We start from the raw sequence: 23,598 nt of genomic DNA on the forward strand, positions 1-23,598 counted from the left end.
ATAACATCTTAAGATGTTATTCGAACACCTTACCTATATAGTTCACACAAATGAGTAATGGAGGTTTCATGGAAAAACAAATATTGTTCCCAGAAGCCGATGATACTGAGTGGAAGCGTATCCAGGATTTGAGTGCTTTATATGCCGGTTCTACAGCTTCTCCTCATCCTTCGGGTCACCCTTCGGTCAAGTTAATGAAACTTATGTCTGACGCAGTCATACCATTTCGAGATGCCTCTATGCGACTAATCTCGGAAGAGCTTATTGACATAGAACAGACAGTCGTAAAAAGTGACTACATAGCAAATCAGGACAGCCTTCTACGCTCATTGATTTACCGTTGTCTTATGTCTATTCAGCCTCGGGTACTTCGCAGTCAAACTGAGTTTATGCGCAGCAAAAGGCATTATCTCACCGCCGGTTCATCCGAAGATAGGTATCACGAGTTCGCACAGTGGTTAAGCACACCAGAAGGAGACGCAAAGTACAGGGAGGTATTTCCTCAGTCAGTTGTTGCGGCACAGTCAGCGGCGCGTAATTTTGCCGATGAGATAAATGAAATTCTAAAACGGTACGCAAGCGACACAAATAAACTTTCGACACTTGGATTGGTAACTTCTCAGCGAATTACAGATATTGATATATCGTCCGGGGATCGACATATGGGCCGTGCCGTTGCCATGATCCATTTTGACGACAACAACACAGTTGTGTACAAACCGCGGTCTTTACGGCAAGAGTATGCATATCACAAACTAGTGGAATACATCAATAATTCTGAGGGAGATCTGTATTTTGGCTCTGCCCGAGTTCTTGAACGGGGAGAATATGGGTGGATGGAATTTATCAGGAGCCGCCAGGGGAATTCGCCAAAATACGCATATCGTAAAATGGGCGAATTACTCGGGCTTCTACATCTTCTCCGTGCCACTGACATGCATTTTGAAAATATAGTATTACATAACAATATACCGTTTCCTATTGACTTAGAGACCCTTCTGGCAGCAGTTCCACCACAGGGAGCCAAGAAGAGTTCTGCTAGTTCGTATGTATTGAGCCAAACTGCAACATTTGTAGGTCTATTACCTAGTGCACTGCACTCACCAGGACAGAAAGCGGACAAAAGCTCAACAGATGTTGGTGCGTTGGGCTACACTCCTGGACAGAAGTCTCCTTTCTCCACTCTTGTACTTCACCGACCACTAACCGATGAGATGCATTTCTCTCTTGAATTCCTTGATAGGACCGATCCAGCCCTCCTGCCATCTCTTGACCCCCGTGAAGAAATAGCTCTAGTTCAATGTGGGTACCAGAGCTTTATGGTCTGGGCGATGGCACATAAAACGGAGCTTAGCAATGTTATTAGGCAAGAGTTCAAAGGGGTTAATATTAGGTTTGTGGCTGAACAGACGCAACGTTATTCAGAGACACTGAGGCTGGCTACCCACCCTGATCTACACAAGGATCCAAAATTACACTCCATGGCTCTCTGGCGGACAGCTTTATTCCGTCACCAGGTCCCGGAACAAGTTTTAATATCTGAGCATGAGCAATTAATCAAGGGCGATATCCCTTGTTTCCACTTTTTGAGCGATTGCTCTGACATTTTTTTTGATTCGCAGGTTCTTGTAAAGGACGTTCTTGAATCTACACCGTTATCACACGTGTTAAAGGGCGTCCAGAACTTAAATGAGGATGAACTCAAGCTTAACTTATGGCTAATCCAGTTGTCATTCGCAGCCAAGATATCACAAAGTGCAGCACACACGGACTATCTATTTTCTGAATCAGCTGTGAAAGCTAGTAAATCAGATATAAATGTAAACCAGATGGTTCAAGAACTCGCACATCCTCTTATGCAGACCCGTGTGGAGGGTCATGGTGAGCATCCTCCGGCCTGGATTGGAGGGCGCACATCCGATACTGCTTTCCAGTACTGGCGTGTTGACAAGTTATCTTTGGAGCTCTTTTCCGGGAGCGTTGGTGTCGCTCTCAACCTTGTACGCTCAGGAGTTATTTTTGAGGAACCCGCATGGGTTTCAGCGGGGGAATCATTCTTCCAGAAGACTCTTGCGAACTTAGCGAATGGTACAGATTGGGAAAACATTCACCACGGTGCTCAATCCGGTGTGGAATCTTTCCTATGGGCAGCTATGGAGGTGTTCGAACTTCTTGGAGATAAACAAGGGCATCAGAAAGCTGTACGTGTGTTGGCACAATGCCTAAGTAAGTCAACACTTTATGATCTGGACGTATCGAGTGGATACGCAGGTATCGTGTTAGCTTTCTCACCCCACATCGATTCAGATTCAACTGGGACACTTGCTGATCTGGTGGCTTTCTCCGTTAACTCATTGGTACAGGGCGCGCAGGCTCTAGACGTAGCATCACTCCAATATTCGGGATTTGCGCATGGAGTATGTGGATTATACGCTGCATTGGCACGTACTAAAGGCCTCGAAATAGAGAATGAAGCTACAGATAGCCTCATTAAAAAACTGCTTACGTTCGAGACAAAGTTTAAGACTGCTGACGGGGGTTATCGATTCGGTGACGAAGGAACACCAGAAGCTAAGGGTTGGTGCCATGGGTTACCAGGGCATCATCTAGCTCATGCAATCTTACACCACTATGCGACAGATTTATCTCCCTTCACGGACGCTGATTTGCAAGTCGAGTCCGAGCGCATTCGCAACACATGCTTTGGTGGGAATATCAGTCTTTGTCATGGTGATATTGGGAACTTCTGGGTTCTTCTGGATGCCTCACGGTTATTAAATTATCCAGAAATTGGTGCTCTGACTAAGAAAGCAGCAGCAGACTACGTGGAACGCATCCTTCCGGTAGCTCTTAAAGATGTAAATCGTCATACCATTACTCAGTCACTTATGGTAGGAACAGGTTCCCCACTCGCTTTCCTCGGAAAACTTCAACGTCATGAACTTAGGTCACCGTTATGGTTCGGCGCATAAAGCCGCTCCATCAGGTAACACAGACTGAGTGCGGTCTTGTTGCCTGTGTGATGCTCATGAAGGCTCTGGGTAGTCCAATTACCCTGCGTGAAGCGAGGGAGAAGTACGAAGTGGGCCGTGATGGTCTCACCATCCGCCAGATCCGCGATTTGCTGACCAACCAGGGGCTTGCTCCGCGAGTTTTAAAGGTTCCAGACTCAGCAATATTTGATATTCCTACACCTGCAATTGCCTACTGGAAAAAATCACACTTCGTCATGGTCGAAAGTGTAGGTTCTTCTTTTACTATTCTGGATCCAGCCGTAGGACGTAGAAAACTCTCAGCTACTGACTTTTCAAGTGGATTCTCCGGCATACTTATTGTTGGTTCTCCTCCGTTTATCCGAGAAAAAGCTAAGGCTGAGCCGAGCCCTTGGTTGAGCATTTTGCCCGTAGCTCGAGCTAACCGAGGTCGCATCGCTATGCTTATGCTACTCGCGATGGCAACTGTTGTGACAACGCTTGCGTCACCACTTGCAGTTTCTGGAGCTGTTAGCTCCTTAATGGAAAACCAATCGACTCCCTCAATGATGGCTTTAGTACTCTTTTTAGGAGTAATGGCTACCTTACTGTTAATCAATGTGATAAATGTACTAATTGCTGTCTCAGCTGCAGTTGCTATTGGCCGTGATTTAGCAGCTAAAGTGTTTTCTTCTCTACTGGATTTGCCATTCAAGTACTTCGCATTACGAAACCGAGGAGAGATTCTATATCGTATTCATGCCACGAACCAGATTGAAAGTTTTCTTACTGACGAAGTCGCACGGTCGGTAGGCTCAGCGCTCACTGTAACTGCAGCTGCTATTGGTTTACTCTGGTTATCTCCACCGATCGGGTGCCTCGCTATTTTAGTTTTCAGTGGAATGTGGCTCCTCTTAGTTGTAGCTAGGCGAAAGACAACTCAATGGGCTGATGCAGAGATGCATTTCGAGTCCTTAGCCAATGCGGTGCAGGTTGATTCAATCACAGCAGTCTCTCTCATCAAAACAGGAGGTCTTAAGGAATCAACCTTTCACGAGTGGATAAACCCTTTTGATAATGGGGTCCGTTGGAGGAAAAAACGGGAATTTCTGGAGGGCTTGGTACAGACTGCAGCCACTTTCGTACAGACGCTTTCTCCGTTGGTATTCACGGTAGCTGCACTGAGTGGAACTATTGGACAGTCCATGAATTTAGGAGGTGCATTAGGACTACAGATGCTCAGCGGAGTGTTTTTTAGTCAGCTAACAGTAATTTCACAACTTGCGGCACGGTGGGGAACTGCAATATCTTCAGCTAGGCGAATCGATGATATTCTATCGCATAGTAAGGATAAAATATTTTATGGGAATAAGCCTATTGAGCTTTCAGGACGAGTTAAATTACAGAATGTTGATTTTGCGTATACTAATTTGTCACCACTAGCAATTACTGGAATAAACTTTGAGATTAAACCGGGAGAACATGTCGCTTTTGTGGGGCCTTCAGGCTCCGGAAAATCCTCTCTCGCCAAACTAATTGTTGGTTTATATAGCCCTACACATGGCCAGATACTTTTTAACGGGATGCCACTTCGCTACCATGAAGAAGCTTCATTTCGTGCACAAGTTGCATACGTTGAGCAAGATTCTCAGCTTCTGAACGCTACAATTTGGGATAATATTGCACTTGGTAGGTCAAACGTATCATTTAATGATGTGCGAGATGCTGCTATGAAAGCTTCAATAAATGATGATATTGAAGGTATGCCTATGGGGTACGATACATTCTTAACCAATGGCGGAGATAATATCTCAGGCGGACAGCGCCAACGCATTGCTTTAGCTCGAGCATTGTTTGGAGACCCCAAGGTCCTCGTTCTTGACGAAGCAACAAGCGGATTGGATCGTGCTTCAGAACAACGGGTTCTAAAATCTCTCGAAGGAATGTGCCAGACACGAATAACAATTGCTCATCGCCTGGATACCATACGGTCAGCAGACCGCATTTTTGTCATGGATAAAGGCAAGATCATAGCCTCAGGAGATCATAATATGCTTTTGCGTGAGTGTGAACTTTATGCTGAGCTGTATAAAGAGCAAGGTTATTAATTTATTCTAGAGCTCTAGTCATTGTGGGGATCATTCACTGGGGATACAACAAAGTGTTAGTAAAATCGTGAGGTAACCCATAAAATTAGCCTTAGGACTCGATGATATATTAACCTGAATATAAAAATCGCTGACGATAATATATTCTACGTAAGAGCATGTGTCACAGGTAGCCTGTCGAATATGCTCCAATATAGTCAAGAAAACAATTTTGGCTTATCCTTACATCAGCTGTGCTTCAGCGCGCACATTGAATCACAGAATGTAGCAGATAGGTCTGTAGGAGGGGCAGAGCCTGCACTCACACCCTGGGAATCTGTGCTAAATCTCTCCCTCCCCCATATCTAGAAGAGTCGCACCCAGCAGGGCGTCCACCGACACATCTGTATCGCTTCCTTCCCAGTCGATGCTGCACAGAACCAACCCGAAAACGTACAGATTCACCGTGGGGTAGCTTCTCACGATTTTCGCGCTACGCCACGGTGCACTTCAAATGCAAGAGATAGATACATGCTCCGCCTTCGTGATGCCTCGTTGTGATATACATATTGATCCTTCATAGCAAAACCTTCACCTTCAAATGCAACTTGCAAGTTGTGCGTAGCGAGTTTTCACGCGGGCATGCATTGTTTGAGCTGAAGCGTTTCGGCGGCACAGGGCTGAGTGGTAAACGGGCTATACCTTACGAATATTAGCTTCCTCTATTCTTTCCGATACTTCTAGTCTTCCGGGCGGTCGGGAAATGAGCAGGGCGGCACATCTGGCTACCTACTGCGGGACGGCAGAGACCCATACGGGGAAAGCGGCGGTCACTCACAGGCCCTCGATTTGGATCCAGCGCAGGGCGGGTTCGTTGAGATGAAGTTCCCAGCATCCGGCACGTACACGTTCGTGAACCACCAGTTTGCCGAGATGGAACGCGGCGCGATGGGCAAGAATAAGGTGACGGATAAGTAGTCATTCCGCTTCCCTGACTCGGTTCCCCGTGCCCAAAAAAAGGCTCTTGATGTAATAAAATATTAGCGACTACGCTTTCTTCACTATCAAAAGCATTTTTACGTTTTCAGGAAGGGAAAACCCCTACATATTTATAGTTTCCACGGATACCATTAAAGAAAAACCCTCAGTGCTTACACCGATGGCGAGGTAGACTCCGTGGCAAAAATCCGTAAATACGCTCTCATAGCACTAGCGATTGTGGCGTTCTTGACCCTGATGTTCCTGCTCTATAAAGGCACGCAGCGGAACGAGGCGACACCCGGCAGAACGGCGACGCCCAGCGTATCCACAAGTTCCGCGCCGGTATCAAGCGCCCCGGTACAAACCCCGCAGGTTTCTGAGCAGAGCGCGCAGGCGGCACCCGCGCCGGAACAGCCGCAGCAGTCGCAGGGGGCGCAGGATTCACCCTCGGAATCTGCTTCACCATCCGCGACGAATACCGCCAAACCGTCTCCGAGTACTTCATCTGACGCTGGGCAGGAACAGCATAAAGCCGATGCGACAAGCGCCACCCCCAGTGCCAGTGGGTCTGCCAGCGCATCCCCGGGGAAAGAACCTACATGCCCGGAGGACGTCTCCTACCAGCAGGTGGCAGATGGAGAGGTTGACTGCACATTCGACTATTCCAAGGTGCGCCTGAAGACCATGCAGGAGGCGGAGCAGTACGCGCGTAAATGGCTCTATCCCGAACCCGGCACCTATATTCAGGTGCGGGATTACCGCGAGGCTAAGGTCAAGATTCCGGGTATGGATAAGCCACAGAGCGTATTTGTTGTTCGCGCGGTCGCGCGTTCTTCGGGGGATCAAGGGGGTAGCGGAGCCGTCACCTGGAGCGTTATCTGGCCCAACGGCTACTATCTCACCAGCGATGACCTCCCCGACGGTATTGAGGCTCGGTAGGTTCTGACATATCGGTTCTTGCCTATCCCTTCGTTTCTGCACGGATACTAGCGCTTAGATAAAGGGGCAATATGGAGACGGGAATTTTGCTTTCCGGTCCGTGAAAACCGCGCCAGTCGGGCTTACTGGGGTGCTAGGCTAGAGGAATGGCGAAGAAGAGCTCACTCAAGACCGCATCCGACAAGAACATCTTCACGAAAATGACCGCCGGGGCGCTGGCGCATTGGCAGATTATTGCCTCTGCGCTGCTCCTGGGTACGGGTGTGGTGGGGCTCGCCGCCACCTACGACGACTACTGCGGTATGACCGATTTGACCTACGCACCGGAAGAGGTTCACGAGGATCTCCGCAAGGCCGGGCAGACAGCGAATATCCGCCCGGGTGTGATCGCGGCACAGCTTGAAACTGAGAGCCACTGGCGCATCAATGCGGCTTCGAGCGCGGGTGCCCGGGGCGTAGCCCAGTTCACCGATGAGGCTTGGAAGGATTGGGGTAACGGCGGCGATATCCTCGATCCGCACAATTCGATTGATGCGCAGGGCCGCTACCTGGAATCGCTCAAGAAACGGCTGGGCAAATACGCCCACAATGACGACGAAGTGCTCGACCTGGCGCTTGCCGGGTACAATGCTGGTCCCGGCGCGGTCGAGAAGTACAAGGGCATTCCACCCTTCCCCGAGACGCAGAACTATGTGCAGAAGATTCGCGATCTTTCCGAAACAAAATATAAGCTGACCTGCACACCGGATCACCGGTTTAAACAGTCGCAGATTGTGCGTATTGAAGCTCAGGCTTCCAAACAAGACTCCACCGCTGCGGATGCACTCGCCGCAGACTCCATACCTACTGTCGTGCCGTCTTCGCGCGCCGGGTCTAAGGAATGCTAAAACCGCAAGAGTTTTATTCATAGATTTTGCGGAAGAATTCCGCCGCCCAGCAGGCTTAGGCTAAAGTACCTGCGGCGCGCGAAGGCAGGGTTTCTGGGCTCACAGACCCTATGGATAAGCCTTCTTATTTTTATAGCTTGAGAAGCTCTTCCTCGTTTGTGACCACCATGGCATACGTAAATTGATGCTTTGACAAGATGGATTTCATGTCGGGGAGTTCTTTTTCTTTAATCAGCTTATTCTCGTGAAGACTGTATATACGCAGAGTATCCTTATTGTCCGTTGAGTTTATGTTGTAGAGGTAGTTATCAGACCAATAAAAGAGACCCTGATCTTTCGACCTCTTATAGTCTTTAAGGGTGAAATGGCGGGTATTTTTCCCGGTTTCTACATCTGTAGAAATAATAGTCCCATCGCCCGACTGCCACCATATTTCGCGACCGATTGCACGGTAACGCCCCTGCTTCGACTCCCACATGTCATGGTTCACGCGCACTGCATGGTCACCGCTTATAGGAACTTCATATGCCTGGCCGGTATCTGTATCGAATACCTCAAGAACCGATCCCGTAACATCTTTTGAGCTGCTCCTCTGCGGGTCGCTGCCGGGAGGATAGGTATCCCTTATGCTAACGACTTTATTCCCAACACACGTGATACCATCCATCCCCTCCTCTGGAAGAGAAAGCGTATGTTCGGTGACAGGATTATCGGAAAAGTTGGGGTATAGGCGAATCAGCTTAGTCGGTTCGTTTTTCTCTTTTGTGTCTCCTTGGTTCTCTTTCTGCCCAAGAGAATTACTTGATTCTTTATTGACAGTCCATACACTGCCATTAGCGCACCGCGCAGGCTTCCTAATACTACGATTCGAGGTATGAACTTCGGTATTCTGCCCATCATGGGTGACTATTTTATAAATATAGGAGGTTTTATCTTCGGTATAGCCAATATTTTTGACCGCTACAAACCCACCATTATCCAAGCCCCACACTTCATCGTTATAAACAGACTCGTAATTCCTGTCATAACCTTGAAGTGAGTCTCCTAAAATATAATCCTTCTTTTTATCCCCGAAATATAGCTTGTTGTTATAGTAGTCAATTTCTGAGGTCTGAGAGCCTTCGTTTGATAGCTTAGTCCACGAGTTGGTGTGCGGATCGTAGAAGCCCACACCTCCTCCAGGGTCCTTGCTTTCTCGGTAGTCACCAGCAACGGAGACCGCTAGGGCGCTATTCTTCAACGACTCTTCCGGACTCTTAGACTCTTGTGCCTTCGGTGTGCCACACGTCGTAAGACATAACGCGAGCAACACCCCGAGGGCGGCAAACTTTGTACCCGGATAAGCTGCCGTTATCTTTTCCCTAGTCCCCATATGAAAGCCTACTCCTTAGTCTCGTATTCATGCGTCAATGGAGAATCAGCAATATCTTTCGGGTATACACCTGACCCACCATCGGCATCAAGATCTATGTTGGAGTCTGCACTCTTATATGAAGCCCACACTAACTGCGAGCAGTTATAGTTGTCTGAGTTTACCGACTTATTAACGAAAAATATCCAGTTGTATCCTTTACCAACCTGTTCCTCGGCAAAAGCAGCAGCTTTATCTTTCTCAGAACTGTCTGCGTCATCACCCACATAATACTTATGAGCAGGAGCTGGCGCATCTTCAGACTCAGAGTCGACACGATGCACCTCAGGTGTAGTAGCCTCTATGTACTCATCTTTAGAAACGTAGATACCATTGTGCCCATGTTCATAACCCAATGTACTATTGGAAGAGTAAAAAACATCTCCCCTATACCTTGCTCGTCCCATAGCAACTTTATGACCGTCGCCGTCCGAACTACTGCTTACAATCTGAGGAACCAGGGCACCCCCGTTATCGCCCGAACTGTTATCAGCCTGATCATGCTCTCGTGATTCTTGAGCCACCTGTGATACCGCAGTATCGTAGCTAACATTTCGTTCCTGCGCTGCCTTTTCAAGACCCTGTTTGATCAAGGCGCGGTCACGCTCCTGGGAGGGATCCAAACCAGCGCTAGAGACGATCTCATCAAAATCTTGAGATTCTGTAGTTCCTGCGTACACGGGAGGTGTAGCTCCTGATAGAACTAGAACGACAGCAGACGAAAAAATTAAAATATTATTAACCTGTTTCATTTCTTTTCCTTCACATACTAGAGCAACCAAGCACTGAAAACAAAGGGAATTTAATAATGTTTTTTATCACCTACACACTATATTTAAATATAAGTGAACTATATTCAACTTTTACTATGTTTCTTACGCTAACATCTTCTACGAGCAACGTAAATTACCTATGAGATAACATTTTGATAAAGTTTCTCAGGGTAAACATTAAAATAAATATCACTGAGAGTTACCTATTAGAGATAGCCCTCCCCCAGACGACCCCTACCTAGCACGCATATAAAGACAATCAGCCACTGAATACACGTACAGACAATCTTTATAAACAGTCGATAAATGAACATATTTTATGCACAACAATGAATATAAATGATGCATAAATTGCTTGTTCTCTATAAATTTGAACAGTATAATGTTTTAGTGAGCGTATTCTCTCAACATGTCGTAACCCCTAGTCGGCAACCTATGAGAGGAGCGAACATGGCGCAGAATGATCACCAAGATAAACATCCAAAACGTAAAGAAATTCCGTCTTCGCTCTGGGTCTTTGCCCTAGCAACTTTCGTTTTAGCGCTACCCCGTATTGGTGACGGTCGTATATTACCGCTCGATCTCACGACTTCTTTTATACTCGGCGCGGTTCTTATCGTCTGCGGGTTCTGGATGATGTACCGCGAACACAAAAAATCTTCCGCGCAGAAAAAGTAAGCCCCACGACCACTAATTTTTCTACGAAAAGACACAAACCTATGACTACTCTCTACGCCAAGTCAAAGATGGTTAACCCCGAATACCGGTACAACATCCTCAACACTGATTTCAAACCAGTCTATGAAACCGATGGCAGGCTTCGACTCGGTGGGAAAAGCGTCGTCTTCACCAAGGCAGATACCGAAGAAAAAGTCATCACGGTACACCGCGAACCCGATATAAAACACACCTACACCGTCGAGCCCACAGACGGTAGCACCGCAGCCACCGTGAAATACACTGATTGGAAACCCTTCCGCCCAAAGTTCAGCGTTAAAACCTCCGATGCGGAGTTCATCATGGATGGAAGCGCATGGGTCAAAGGGTTCGAGATTCACCGAGAAGATCAGGTGGTAGCAAAGATAACCCGCCCAGGACTCGGAGTTAAATACGGTTATATTATTGACATCATGGACGAAGCATTCCACGATGTCACGCTCGGATCATTCATAGTACTCTCCCACTACATCGGCGGCAGGCGCAACTACGCGGTTCCTGTCGTCGGGTAATTCACCCTCCAAACCGCCAAGTGGGAACGATAGTTTGCACGTGGGAGCGAGCTGTTGAAACACTCGCACAGAACCCCCGCGTGCACCGCGCATCCGCTACGAGGTGAACATTCCTAAACCGAAGCCGTGGCGAGAAACCTTCGTGGGGGGCCACTGTGCCCAAATGTATCCCGCCTGACTGCTCTGCTCTTCCTGAGAATAAAGCTCCCGGTAACGGCCCTCAACCATCATCAGATCATCGTGGCGTCCGCTCTGGATAATGCGCCCATCCTCCATGACCACTATATTCTCGGCATTGCGCACCGTCGAAAGCCTGTGCGCCACCACAACCTTCGTACACTGATACTGCGCAATCAGCTCCGTCACCTGTCGCTCGGTCGCGGTATCAAGCGCACTGGTCGCCTCATCCAAAACCAAAATGCGCGGGTACCGCAACAGGGCCGTGACAATCGCGATGCGTTGACGCTGACCGCCTGAGAAATTTTCGCCGCCGCTCGCCATGATCGTATCGAACCCCATCGGCAAATCCTTCACAAAATCCAGGATGCCCATCGCGAGAATACTCTCTTCGATTTCTTCACGGCTACGCCCGTCATCCAGCCCCGCCGTGAGGTTATCGTACAGACTTCCCGACCTGGTTTGCAGCTGCTGCGGCACATACCCGATATGGGAACGTAACTCGTCCAAAGAATAATCTTTAACATCGATTCCGCCCACACGAATCGTGCCAGAAACCGGGCTGTACAACGAACACAACAGCTTAGCCAAGGTACTCTTGCCCGAACCCGACGAACCCACGAGAGCAACATCGTGGCCCTCCGGCACGCGCAGCGAGATGTCCGTCAGCACGGGCTTATTACCACCCGGATACGTAAAATTCACGTTCTCAAGGTCAAGGTCGCCATCAGCAATATCGGTGACAGATCCCGTGCTCTTCTCCGGTTCATAACGCTGAATATCCACGATACGCGCAACCGCGCGATCCACCGCGATAATGCTCATAATGCCGAACATCGTCGAAGCGACCGACGAAAACAGCAGCGCAGAAATACCCTCGGTCGCAATAGCCTGACCGAGCGTGAGCGTTCCATCATTCACCAGCGGTATCGACGCCAACAACAGAATCAGAGGACCGCCCAACTGCACCACGGATGCGGCAGACCCGAGCACACCCTGCTGCAGCACCATGCGGCGGCGCATTGACGCCAGCGACTGCATATAGGCTTCGCGCCAGGTGTTATAGGTGGGCGTTGAAGAACCCGTCATCTTCATGGCTGCAATGGTGTTGATGGCGTCAAGCTCAACCACCTGCGCTTCGGAGGCGTGCGCATACTCGGCGTCGAGCGCCTGGGAGGTGGGGCGCGCCGTGACGAACCAGATCAGCATCAGCACGGCAAGAACCACGAAGGTGATTACCAAAACCTGGCTCGATTGCTGGGCAATAAAGATGAGAATCACGATCATCGTGCCGATGTTAATCACGAACTCGGTCAGGCTTGTAGACAGGAAGTTGCGCAGCGTGTTCACGCTTGAGAGACGGTAGAGAATATCGCCCGGGGAACGCAGCGCGAAATAGGTCAGCGGCAGCCTCAGCAGCCTGTCGAACATATTGCCCAAGAGCTTATATCCGATGGACGAGACGATACTCGCCAGCGTTGCGGCGCGCGCAATGGAAACCAGGTAGTAGCCAATAACACCGACTACCACACCGACCGTTGTTTCCACGACGGTGTTTCTTGCACCCCTGAGCTGCGCATCCACCACGGTTTGGATCACCATGGGCACGGCAAAGGTAACGCTGTAGGTGATGATGAGAAGCAGCAGGAACAGCGCGTACTGGCCGAACATTTTCTTCGTGAAGAAGGTGCCCAGCTGCCAATCTTGAAAGACACTGCGGGATTTCTTTTTGAAATCTTTCCGCGGAGATGGCACCAGAATACTGCCGGAAAAAGACTCTTCAGCCTCCTGAAGGTCCATCACCCGCATTCCCGTGGAGGGATCCATAATATGCACGCGATCCTTACGGATGCGCACCAAAACCACGTAATGGGAATTGTTCCAGTGCAGAATGACCGGCTTGCCAATATCTCGAAGATGTTCGAGAGAGGGCGCCCTGAAGGCTTTGACCTCCATACCTTCCTCGACGAGAAGGTCGCGCACTTGGCGCATCGAGAGGCCTTCACGACCGGGTTCGGCAATCAGGCGAAGGTCTGAAATAGTCTGATAGCGCCCGTAGTGCTGCAGGACGGACGCCCCTACGCCCAGCCCGCATTCGGTCTTCGCCGCCTGAAGAACAGCAGGAAAACCCATACTATCGAACCTCGAACGGCTCGGGGATAAGAGGGCTGTAAGGGCGAGCATTGTCTGCCCGGCGAGCCAGCCAGGACAGCACGCCGGAGGTACCGACCATGAACGAGGGAGTCAGCGAGTAGCGCACGGATTTATCGTCGAGGATTGCCCGAATATCCGATGCGCTGTAACCGTTCTCTATGGCGTCCCGGATAGCCTCTGCACATGGCACGTCGGGGATTCGGTCGGCTATCCAGGCGAGCACATCCAGGGTGCCGAAGTCGCCGTGACATAGGGTGAGGTTGCTTCGGGTGCCGGTGCGGAACGCATGCTGTACCGCGCGGTCGAGGTCGGTGGGGTTGGCGAGTTCGGGCATCCACAGGTGCAGTGCCGCGAACGCGAGGGCGATGCCCGCGCTGCCGGAGCACCAGGTGCCGCTGGCATGCTCTTCGCCGCTGTCATGCTCGGTGAGCTGGGCCCGCCATTCGTCCCCGGTGTTGAAGTCGTTAAGGCGGCGCAAAAGAATTTCGACGGCTTCGCGAGCACGTTCGGGTGAGGGCGTCTGGTGGTTCCAGCGGGCGAGCGCGAAGATTGATCCGCTGATTCCGTAGGCGAATCCGCTGCGGTGCCACCAGTTTTCTTCTGTCATGCCGGCGATAATGTCTTGGGCGTGCCTGTCTAATACCGCCAGCAGAGCCGCGCGGTCGGTGGCGAGGTTATAACCCAGGAGCAGGGCGGCAGCCCCTACCTGGTGGTCCAGGTACCCGGGCATAGGATGCTCAACCTGCGCCAGGCGCGCGGCGGTGCGGTCGCCAACCTTGACGGCCGCCTCAGCAAAACGGGTATCCTGAAGGTTTTCTGCGGCGGCGGCGAGCACGAAGGCGATGCCTGTTTCGCCGCAGGATATGCCGTCACAGGTTTCGGGGGGAATGCTGAAAAGCCTGCCAGCGAAGACGTCTTGCGCGATGGGGTCTAGTACCCGACGGGCCGTCTGCGTGTATTCCGGTTTTTCGAGCATCCGCGCGGCCTGGGTGAGGGCGAGTGCAGCCCCGGTTGAGCCGGTGTATAGGTCTATGCCGAGGACTTCGGTGTTCCACAGGCTAAGGTGCTGCTGCCACAGGCCGGGGGTGGGTGCCAGCCAGGTCCAGGCGTCTTCCTCTCTGCCGCCCGGGTGGTTCGTCGCTGTTAGCCGGTCGGCAATGCTCTCGCAGAGTTCTCGTTCATGCTGCACACTCTGCCTGTTTGACAGTAGCTCTGCCGATGCGTCCGCGAGTATGCGATCCGGCGGGTAGAGTGATACGAAAGCTGACCAGATCTGCTGCATCTGCTCTTCAAGGTCGTCTTCACCGAGAGAGGCAATATGCTCCAGGGTTTCATCGAGCGCGCTGCTGTCGATGGTCAGTCCTACGGCGTGCCCGTCGAAAGATATGATCTCGGAGCCATCTGTGCGATGCATGAAAAAGGGAATGTCGAACCGCCAGAGGGCTTCTACTTCGGCCCCGATCATCTCAAGGGGGCGGTTATTGCTCAGCGTTGCGGCGCGCAGCGCGATCGTGGCGAAGACTTCTTCGGAGGCCAGCGCTTCGGGGCTGCTGAGCATTTTGAGGATTCGGGTGTAGTACCTGGTGGATTGCAGCAGGGCACGCAGCGTCAGCCCGGAGCAATTCGTGCGGACCACCTCGGTCATGATTTCGCGGTGCTCGCAAACCCACCGGTACATCTGCGTGAATCCGCGTGCGAAGGCGCGGGCGCGGGCTGCCTCAGAAATACGCCGCTCCTCTGGGGTGCTGGCGTTAGCTTCCTCGGCGTTATTCGCGTCTTCCGTGGTCGGGTTCTCTGGGCTGGGTTCACGGTTGATGCGTGCCACGGCATCGTCACGGAAGGGATTTGCAACGGTTACCTCGTGGAAGGGGTTCGTCCCCTGTTCGCCGTGTAGGAAGCCTACGTCACGGAACCCTAGCGAGATATCGCGGCGTGTGCGGCGGGTGGGCAGAAATGCGCTGCATGCGATTCCGCGCAGCCAGCGCAGGTAAACGCTGCCTTCAGGGGGACTCTGAATATCCTCCGTCAAAATATGCACGGGGTGGAGAATCGTTTCAAGGTCAATCGGAACGGGTTCTGTGCGCAGGGGTATCAAATTCTTGGCGTGCAGGTCTTTAGCCTGCAGGGTGTAGAGCAAAGCCGCCAGCCGCCCGCAAGCCCCAAGGAAGTCTTCGGCATAAAAGTCTGCGTCTTCACGTTTAATAAACTCCATGAAACCATAGCCGTCACCCCGAATCACGCGGGCTGCACGCATCGAAGGAGCCCCCTGCGCGGCGAGGTCTTGAACGATTTTCCAGAAGACCCATTCGCCTTCAACATTGCGGGATTTGTAGACCACCATGCCCTGGGTAAATTCGAGAAGGCAACCGGCGCGTCCGCCGCCGTAACGGGTTCTGGGCAGACCGAAGGATTCGAGTTTGAGGGGTTCGTCATCTTTGACATTAAGAAGCTCGCGAATATCATCTTCACGAGCGCTCACACGCTCAAAAATTTCGGCAATCATCGCATGAAACTGCTCAATAGTCCTGCCGTGAACGCCGGGCAGAAGCGGGTAGCTTGCATAAAAGTCGTCACTAAATTCTTCGCCCCAACGTCGGCAGTAGTCTTCATACCGTTCTTCGGGTGTACTCCCGTGCAGAAGCCCCTGCGAAGAGATCTTTTTGATGTGCGCAACCAGCGGTCTGAGGTAGAAATTAGTCAAACGCGCGGTCAGGTTCTCCAAAAACTGACTAACTAGGAGGGGAAGCCGCGACGGTGCGGCGTAGCCCGATGCGGCAACAGCACGTTCAACATTGTCACGCTCACTCTCGGCAAGCTGGGCGATGAGCGCGTGAAACATGGAGGGTTCGGCCGTCGGCCCCAGTGCTTTGAGCACCGGAGCCGACAACCGTACGATAGACTCGGAGTCGGGAGTATTGGATGCGGTACCCAAACGTTCTAACAACGAAGTGCTAGATACATACGTTTCTAGGCGTCGGAATTGCTCATCATCCAGTTCAGGAAGAAGTTCCCTGATTAACACCTGGTATCTCCTTATCTATCGTATTTACTTATTCCCCGGACTTAGGAAGAGCTGCCGCCCCAGAAGCCAAAGCCGAAGTTGTAGTTGCCGCAGCCGTTACCGCAGTAGTTGCCGCCGCCGTTGTAGCCGCCACCGCTGTAGCCGCCACCGCCGTGACCGCTGCCGTTAACCTGGTCCAGGTCGAGGTCCGAGATCTCTTCCAGGAGCGTGATATCCTTAGCCATGGTTATCCTCCTTAAATATTCCTGATCCGTTCAGGAATAGTATTATCGGTGTTTAGTTTGATGCTGAAGACATCAAACTATTCTCTGACTGGGTTCCAGGTGTTTGCTTTTCCACAGTATTCACCTGGAACCCACTACCCTTCCTTACGACGCACTAACGCCTCAAGGAAAGGAAGTTTGTAAAATTTGTTACTTATTTTCTGTAGCACTACAAACATAGCTATTAGACACAAGCTGTCAGAGCTATGTCATCTAAATTATGTGGGGATGCCGCGTGTGCTACAGGTGCCAAGCAACAAAAGCCTTAAATCTTCATTGACTATGAACTTTCGTCGCGGGCTGCGACATATAGGGGTGGTGAGATATATCTTCTATTCTCATCATGCGGCAAGGTCATGGAACAAAAGTCCTTATCAGAGTCGGTTTTCTCTCTATTGAAATCGGTGACTCTACAGTAACAACTTGATAAACGTGTTTCAAGATGTACTCTAGGGGTCAAAAATTTATTGTGCACTCTTTAAAATGGTAAATAATATTGATGTCAAGCATTTTAAACGTAATTCAAAACAATAATCATTACGAGTTTGGGCTGTAATTTCAAGGGTTTAGGTTTATTTACTCGGAAAATAAAACGCTTGGAAAGTATTTTATTATTTAGCTTAACTTTTGTTTTTTAATTAGATAAATAATTTTGAAAAAGTTTTTGTAACGGTTTGGTATCATTTTTAAGATAACAAAACCATTAAAAATTCCCGAGAAATCTGAGTATTGTTGCTTAGAAATTTAAACTTTATGGGTGAAATATTATGCGGTTTGAGGGGAACTTGCCGCGCTGGTTTTTGAAGAAGCACCAAAAAAATTTGGATGCTGTCGCCCAGGCAGCACGCTTGTGCGACAGCATCCACGTTTTTCGGTTGCTCTACGGCTCAGGTTATTTACTCGTGCAAGCCGCCACGCATATCCATAACGACTTTCCCAAACCCCAGGGTCGACTATAAGAGATCGTCTATGCGGCTATTGGTGATGTGTACTCGTACTCCTCGTGGCTGCTTTTTTCTTCTTGGTAGTACAAATCCCGGTACCGGCCTTCCACCGAGATCAGTTCCTCATGGGAGCCGACCTGCATCACGCATCCGTGTTCCATCACCACGATCTGCTGGGCATTGCGAATTGTCGAAAGCCTATGCGCCACTACGACCTTCGTGCACTGATACTGCGCGATGAGTTCCGTCACCTGCCGTTCGGTTGTGGTATCCAAAGCGCTGGTCGCCTCGTCCAGCACTAAAATCCGTGGATACCGCAGCAGGGCGGTAGCAATCGCGATGCGTTGACGTTGACCACCCGAGAAGTTTTCGCCCCCGTTAGCCATAATCGTGTCGAACCCCAGTGGCAGATCCTTCACAAAATCCAGGATGCCCATAGCGTAGATATTGGCTTCGATCTCCTCACGGCTACGCCCGTCATCCAGACCCGCCGTGAGGTTATCGTAGAGACTTCCCGTCCTGGTTTGCAGCTGTTGAGGCACATACCCAATATGGGAACGCAGAGCATCCAGCGAGTAATCACGAATATCGATTCCGCCTACACGAATAGCACCCGAAACCGGGGTGTACAGCGAGCACAGCAACATAGCAAGCGTGCTCTTACCAGACCCGGAGGAACCGACGATCGCGATATCCTGCTCCTCCGGCACCGTTAGAGACACCTCCGAGAGGACCGGAGCCATACCACCCGGATACGTGAAACTGACATCCTCTAGTTCGATATCGCTGTCGATTACATCCGTAACGGTTCCCTCATCCTGTTCGGGTTCGTACCGCTGAATATCGGTAATACGGGCGACGGCACGATCCACCGCCGCGATATTCATAATGCCAAACATCACCGAAGAGATTGAAGAAAACAACAGCGCGGAAATACCCTCGGTCGCAATAGCCTGCCCCAGGGTCAACGTTCCGTTATTAACCAGCGGCAGCGATGACAGCAACAGAATCAGCGGGCCACCCAGCTGCACGACGGCTGCGGCAGACCCAAGCACGCCCTGCTGCAGCACCATGCGACGGCGCATCGACGCCAACGACCGTAGATACGTTTCACGCCACTTACCAAAGGTCGAAGTTGCCGAGCCTGTCATCTTCATCGTCGCTACGGTGTTAATGGCATCTAGCTCAATCACCTGAGTTTCAGAAGCATGCGAATACTCAGCATCGAGCGCCTGGGAGGTGGGACGCGCCGTTACAATCCAGATCACGACCAGCACGGACAGGACCCCGCAGGTAATGAGTAGAACCACACCGGACTGCTGGGCAATGAAAATAAGGATCACGATCATCGTGCCGATATTGATGACGAACTCGGTCAGGTTTGACGACAGGAAGTCGCGCAGAATATTCACGCTCGCTAACCGGTAGAGAATATCGCCCGGTGAGCGGAGCGCAAAATACGTCAACGGCAACTTGAGAAGTCTGGCAAAAAGGTCCCCCAGAAGCTTATACCCAATGGATGAGACGATACTCGCCAACGTTGCGGCACGCGCAATCGATACCAGGTAATACCCGGCAATACCGGCAATAACACCGGCGGTGATGCCGACCACAACATTCTCTTCGCCCTTCAGCTGAGCATCCACCACATGCTGAATCACCATCGGTACCGCAAAGGTCACGCTATAGGTGATCGCAAGTAACAGGATGAAAAGCGCATACTGGCCAAACATCTGCTTCGTAAAGAATGTATGGAACTGCCAGTCTTTGAAAACGTTCCGGGATTTTTTCTCGAAATCATCCCGCGGAGTCGGCACCAGCACGCTGCCGGAGAAGGAGCTCTCAGCCTCCTCAAGACTAATCGTTCGCAAACCCTGCCCAGGATCCATAATCTGCACCCGGTCATGACGCATCCGCACCAGCACCACATAATGCGAATTATTCCAGTGCAGAATCACCGGCTTGCCGATATCCCGAAGCTGCTCCAACGAGCTTGCCCGATAGGCGCCGACCTCCATACCTTCATCCGTGAGAAGGTTGCTCACCTGCAGGAGGTTCAGCCCTTCACGACCGGGTTCCATAGCCAGACGCAAGTCTGAGACCGTCTGATAACGTCCATAATGCTGCAGAATGGAAGCACTCACGCCCAGACCGCACTCGGTCTGGGCGGTCTGCAAAACAGCAGGAAAAGCCATGACTTGATGCCCTATGCTTCAGTGGAATCGGGAATAGTCGGAGTATACAACCGGGTGCCACCGATACGGCGAGACAGCCAAGACAGCACACCGGAGGTACCCACCATGTACGATGGGGTCAAAGAGTAGCGCACGGACTTATCCTCTAGGGTTTCCTGTAGCAGAGAGGTACTGTACCCGTTGGCTAGGATGTCCCGGATTTTTTCGGCATCAGGCAGATCGGGAACATGATTGACGACCCATTCGAGAATATCCAGAGTACCTAAATCACCGTGGCAATAGGTGAGGTTACGACCGGTCCCCTCATGCAGGGCATGGTGTACAGCACGCTCAAGATCGGCACGGGTGGAAAGCCCGGGCATCCACACCTGTACCGCCGCCAAGGCTAGGGAAATACCGGCGGTACCATGGCACCACACACCGTTCCGACTACCCTGCCCGGAGATCTGTGATTCCCAGCTTTCCCCGTTATCGAATTCGCGCAGGCGATCTAGCAGGTTCTTGACCGCATGCTGGGCGCGCTCTTTGGAGGGCATATGCCGACTCCACCGGCTCAACGCGAAGATGGAGGCGCTGATACCGTGGGCGAACCCGCTATGAGACCACCATTCCTCCTCGACACGACCCGCGATGATGTCTTGGGCGTGCCGATCCAGTACGCCCAGCAGCGCTTCCCGATCATCCGCGAGGTCGTATCCCAGCAGCAAGGCTGCCGCACCTACCTGCCCGGTGAGATAATCCGGACTCGGATGCTCTGCCTGCGCCAAACGCTCAGCAATCCGGTTCCCCAACACAGCAGCGGCTTCCTTCAAGCGGGGATCATTCAAACACTCGGCAGCACCGGCAAGCGCAAAAGCAATACCGGGTTCGCCCATGAAGGCTGTATCACGCATCTCGTCAGGCAGTTCAAACGACATATCTTCCGAGAAGACAACGTCTGCTATCGGATCGAACACACGATACGCTGCTTGAGCATATTCCTCATTTTCTAGAGTATGTGCTGCTTGCGCCAAGGATAATGCAGGACCAATGGAACCGCTATAAAGATCCAGCCCCAATACAGCAGTATCCCAGGCTCCGGTATGTTGCTGCTGAGTACCCGGAACAGGCGCTGCCCATGTCCAAGGGCTTTCTTCAGCAAGCCCAGGATACAAACGAATTGCCAAATAATCGGCGACCGTGGAACTAAAATCTCGCTCACTTTGTAAATTGTCCCGCCCCCGCCACGCATCCGCAGGTTGTGAAACTAGAGTATTAGCCGGATATGGGGACACGAAAGCATTCCAAATTTGATTCAGCTGGTCCTCTAAATCCGCCTCATTCATATCGGTAATGTGACTCAGGGTCTCTTCAAGAGCATTTTTTTGAACACTCACTCCAGTTGCAGCAGTTTCATGAGGAGAGAGGATATCAGACAAGTCTGTCCGGTGTGTGAAGAAAGGAACGTCTAACCGCGAGAGCGACTCAGCCTCAGCGATAATGATTTTCAACGGGCGGTTGGGGGCAAAAGCAGCAGTTCGGAATATAATGGTTTTGAAAACATCCTGAGAAGCAAGCGCCTCGGGGCTGCCCAACATCCGTACCAGCTGACTGTAATACATGGTTGGCTGCAGGACGGCACGAAGTATTATTCCTGTGCATTCGGCGCGGACAGCTTCCAAGACGGTATAGCGGTTTTCACAAATCCACCGATACATCTGAGCAAATCCGCGGGCAAAGAAATAAGCTCGAGCTGCGTGTAAATTACGTTGCTGCTCTAGCTCATCAGATCCCGCTTCACTCGTGTTACCAGTATCTTCAGGGACTGATTCCCGTACAAATCGAACCACAGCATCATCTCTAAAAGGGCGTTCAACACTCATCCCAGCAAACGGGTTAACGCCCTGTTCACCTTGAATAAAACCGATATCTACATACCCTTGGGAGGGATCACTTCGCATGAGGCGAGTAGGAAGTAATGCGCTAGTTGATATCCCCCGAAGTTTATACAAAAAAGCGCTATCAGCAGGAATAACTGGATCGTCGTCAGCTGCTGTATGAATTGGATGAAGCATAGTTTCAAGATCAACAGGAACAGGTCCCTCTGATAGAGGGACAAGGTTCTCTTCATGCATGTCCTTAGTCTGAAGCGCATACAGTAAGGCCGCAAGTCGACCGGAAGACTCCAGGAAATCCTCTGATGAGAAATCGACTTCTTCCCGTTCGATAAATTCCATGAACCCGTACCCATTACCGACCGCTACCCGGGCGGCACGCATAGCGGGGGCACCATACTCAGCGAGCTTCTGGATGATGTTGTAATATGCTTGCTCACCTTCGATACTGCGGGGCTTATACACTACAGTTCCTTGCTGGAATACCAGCACGCAGCCGGTACGCCCACCATTATGATGGTCGCCAGCTAGCACAAGAGACTCTAGCTTCAGAGGGTCATCATCTGTGACACCGAGAAGTTTTCGTATATCACTCTCATGAGTTTGGACCCGCTCAAAAATCTCCGACACTGCTATGTAAAACTGATCTACGATCGTCGTATGAACATGCTGAAGGAGCGGATAAATGGCATAAAAGTCGTCCTGAAAATCTTCATACCAGCGACGACAATAGTCTTCATACCGTTCTTCAGGGGTTTCTCCGTGTAAAAGTCCTTGCGCAGAGATTTTTTTGACATGAGCTACCAGTGGGCGTAGATAGAAATTGAGCAGTCGCCCCCTGAGAGCACCCATAAGCTGTTCAGTGAGACCATCGATGTGTTTTGCGTTAGCATAGGCAAATTTTTGAACGATCTGACACATATGCTCGTCCTCATGCGCCATCAAGTTCATGAATAGGGCCTGGAACATAAAAGACTCAGAAACCGACCCCAGCGTCATAGACGCTGGAGTCGGTAACAGTACGATAGGCTCAGGCCTTGAGGTAGTCTCCAATTCCTCCAATAGGGAAGTATTCAATATATTTGATACTAATTGCTGAAATTGATTATCATCCAGCTCAGGAAGAAATTTCCTGACTAACACCCATATTCTCCTTTACCCACCGACTTCGCTTAAGATGCTCACCAAAGTATGACGCTTTTCTTATAACTATATATAGTAAAAACTATATAAAAATAAACAGCAACAATGACAACAACTTGCACAAAGTTACATTACTGACACACGGACATGCACTCCACTGTGACAGTACATACGCGACCTCGATTACCGATTACCTTGCTATACCATCCAGGGAAAGCAGTACCACCATTTACCTGAGAGAGATCCTGTTCAGATATTTCTTCCAACAGAGTTATATCCTGAGGCATTGTAAATCTTCCTTTCTTTCGTCAAAAATAGCTATGATTCACATTTCACAAACTAACTAAAAAACGCGATATATGTTCTCCAATGCGTGCCAGAAACCGAAATCTATATTATCCACACCACCACTAATCTGAGCAATCTCCTGCCCAGCAAGCTCCTCCAAAAGAACAGTATCCTTATCCATAAAAACTCCTCCAGAATTCCTTAAAATTTTTAGGGCAATATGTCCTTCACATGTAAGCATCATTAATTTTACAAAACT

17 protein-coding genes are annotated in these 23,598 nt (G+C 50.6%); 7 read left to right on the plus strand and 10 right to left on the minus strand.

All coding sequences use genetic code 11. From position 1 onward, the window contains the following. The first annotated feature begins 68 nt into the window (after positions 1-68). Both lanM (HMPREF2804_RS09425) and HMPREF2804_RS09430 read left to right on the plus strand, forming a co-directional pair. Positions 69-2,972: a type 2 lanthipeptide synthetase LanM gene (gene lanM / locus HMPREF2804_RS09425; RefSeq protein ID WP_070628107.1), complete on the plus strand. Its 2,904-nt coding sequence runs from the start codon at positions 69-71 to the stop codon at positions 2,970-2,972. Continuing rightward, positions 2,957-5,080, plus strand: a complete 2,124-nt coding sequence (locus tag HMPREF2804_RS09430; protein ID WP_013398308.1) for a peptidase domain-containing ABC transporter — start codon at positions 2,957-2,959, stop codon at positions 5,078-5,080. The genes lanM (HMPREF2804_RS09425) and HMPREF2804_RS09430 overlap by 16 nt, the downstream gene beginning before the upstream one ends. Positions 5,081-5,401: 321 nt before the next feature. Here HMPREF2804_RS09430 and HMPREF2804_RS11190 read toward each other — a convergent pair whose 3' ends face one another. Next, positions 5,402-5,542 carry a hypothetical protein gene (locus HMPREF2804_RS11190; RefSeq protein ID WP_210399319.1) on the minus strand — a complete coding sequence of 47 codons (141 nt, stop codon included), beginning with the start codon at positions 5,540-5,542 and terminating at the stop codon, positions 5,402-5,404. Positions 5,543-5,908: 366 nt separating this feature from the next. On the opposite strand from HMPREF2804_RS11190, the gene HMPREF2804_RS11420 reads away from it, so the two are divergent. From HMPREF2804_RS11420 to HMPREF2804_RS09440, 3 genes are all read left to right on the plus strand, one after another. Then, on the plus strand, positions 5,909-6,037 hold the full coding sequence (locus HMPREF2804_RS11420; RefSeq protein ID WP_013398306.1) for a cupredoxin domain-containing protein: 129 nt from the start codon (positions 5,909-5,911) through the stop codon (positions 6,035-6,037). 198 nt (positions 6,038-6,235) lie between these two features. Beyond that, complete coding sequence (locus tag HMPREF2804_RS09435) at positions 6,236-6,979, plus strand: hypothetical protein (RefSeq protein ID WP_013398305.1); 744 nt, start codon at positions 6,236-6,238, stop codon at positions 6,977-6,979. Positions 6,980-7,125: 146 nt separating this feature from the next. Then, positions 7,126-7,866: a lytic transglycosylase domain-containing protein gene (locus tag HMPREF2804_RS09440; protein WP_070628109.1), complete on the plus strand. Its 741-nt coding sequence runs from the start codon at positions 7,126-7,128 to the stop codon at positions 7,864-7,866. A gap of 130 nt (positions 7,867-7,996) precedes the next feature. Here the strand turns inward: HMPREF2804_RS09440 and HMPREF2804_RS09445 are convergent, their stop codons facing one another. Next, a complete protein-coding gene (locus tag HMPREF2804_RS09445) occupies positions 7,997-9,238 on the minus strand; it encodes a hypothetical protein (RefSeq protein WP_070628111.1) in 1,242 nt (413 codons plus the stop codon). Positions 9,239-9,246: 8 nt separating this feature from the next. Then, positions 9,247-9,957 carry a YiiX/YebB-like N1pC/P60 family cysteine hydrolase gene (locus tag HMPREF2804_RS09450; RefSeq protein ID WP_168160758.1) on the minus strand — a complete coding sequence of 237 codons (711 nt, stop codon included), beginning with the start codon at positions 9,955-9,957 and terminating at the stop codon, positions 9,247-9,249. A 543-nt stretch (positions 9,958-10,500) separates the two neighbouring features. Here HMPREF2804_RS09450 and HMPREF2804_RS09455 point away from each other — a divergent pair. Further along, positions 10,501-10,728: a hypothetical protein gene (locus HMPREF2804_RS09455; protein WP_070628113.1), complete on the plus strand. Its 228-nt coding sequence runs from the start codon at positions 10,501-10,503 to the stop codon at positions 10,726-10,728. 41 nt (positions 10,729-10,769) lie between these two features. Beyond that, entirely contained in the window at positions 10,770-11,279 is a 510-nt protein-coding gene (locus HMPREF2804_RS09460) for an LURP-one-related/scramblase family protein (RefSeq protein WP_070628115.1), read from the plus strand. A 96-nt stretch (positions 11,280-11,375) separates the two neighbouring features. Here HMPREF2804_RS09460 and HMPREF2804_RS09465 read toward each other — a convergent pair whose 3' ends face one another. From HMPREF2804_RS09465 to HMPREF2804_RS11425, 7 genes are all read right to left on the minus strand, one after another. After that, a complete protein-coding gene (locus tag HMPREF2804_RS09465) occupies positions 11,376-13,589 on the minus strand; it encodes a peptidase domain-containing ABC transporter (RefSeq protein ID WP_048754635.1) in 2,214 nt (737 codons plus the stop codon). A gap of 1 nt (position 13,590) precedes the next feature. Then, positions 13,591-16,632 (minus strand): type 2 lanthipeptide synthetase LanM, encoded by a 3,042-nt coding sequence (gene lanM / locus HMPREF2804_RS09470; protein WP_070628116.1) that lies wholly within the window; start codon positions 16,630-16,632, stop codon positions 13,591-13,593. 41 nt (positions 16,633-16,673) lie between these two features. After that, positions 16,674-16,856, minus strand: a complete 183-nt coding sequence (locus tag HMPREF2804_RS09475; RefSeq protein WP_070628118.1) for a hypothetical protein — start codon at positions 16,854-16,856, stop codon at positions 16,674-16,676. A gap of 1,006 nt (positions 16,857-17,862) precedes the next feature. Further along, entirely contained in the window at positions 17,863-20,034 is a 2,172-nt protein-coding gene (locus tag HMPREF2804_RS09485; protein ID WP_070628122.1) for a peptidase domain-containing ABC transporter, read from the minus strand. Positions 20,035-20,045: 11 nt separating this feature from the next. Next, on the minus strand, positions 20,046-22,907 hold the full coding sequence (lanM, locus tag HMPREF2804_RS09490; RefSeq protein ID WP_083308371.1) for a type 2 lanthipeptide synthetase LanM: 2,862 nt from the start codon (positions 22,905-22,907) through the stop codon (positions 20,046-20,048). A gap of 275 nt (positions 22,908-23,182) precedes the next feature. Then, on the minus strand, positions 23,183-23,338 hold the full coding sequence (locus HMPREF2804_RS11470) for a plantaricin C family lantibiotic (RefSeq protein WP_080556864.1): 156 nt from the start codon (positions 23,336-23,338) through the stop codon (positions 23,183-23,185). A gap of 56 nt (positions 23,339-23,394) precedes the next feature. After that, positions 23,395-23,520 carry a hypothetical protein gene (locus tag HMPREF2804_RS11425; protein WP_256388194.1) on the minus strand — a complete coding sequence of 42 codons (126 nt, stop codon included), beginning with the start codon at positions 23,518-23,520 and terminating at the stop codon, positions 23,395-23,397. Between the last annotated feature and the right edge of the window lie 78 nt (positions 23,521-23,598).

The organism is Rothia sp. HMSC065G12, assembly GCF_001811455.1.
GTDB classification, from domain to species: Bacteria; Actinomycetota; Actinomycetes; order Actinomycetales; family Micrococcaceae; genus Rothia; species Rothia dentocariosa.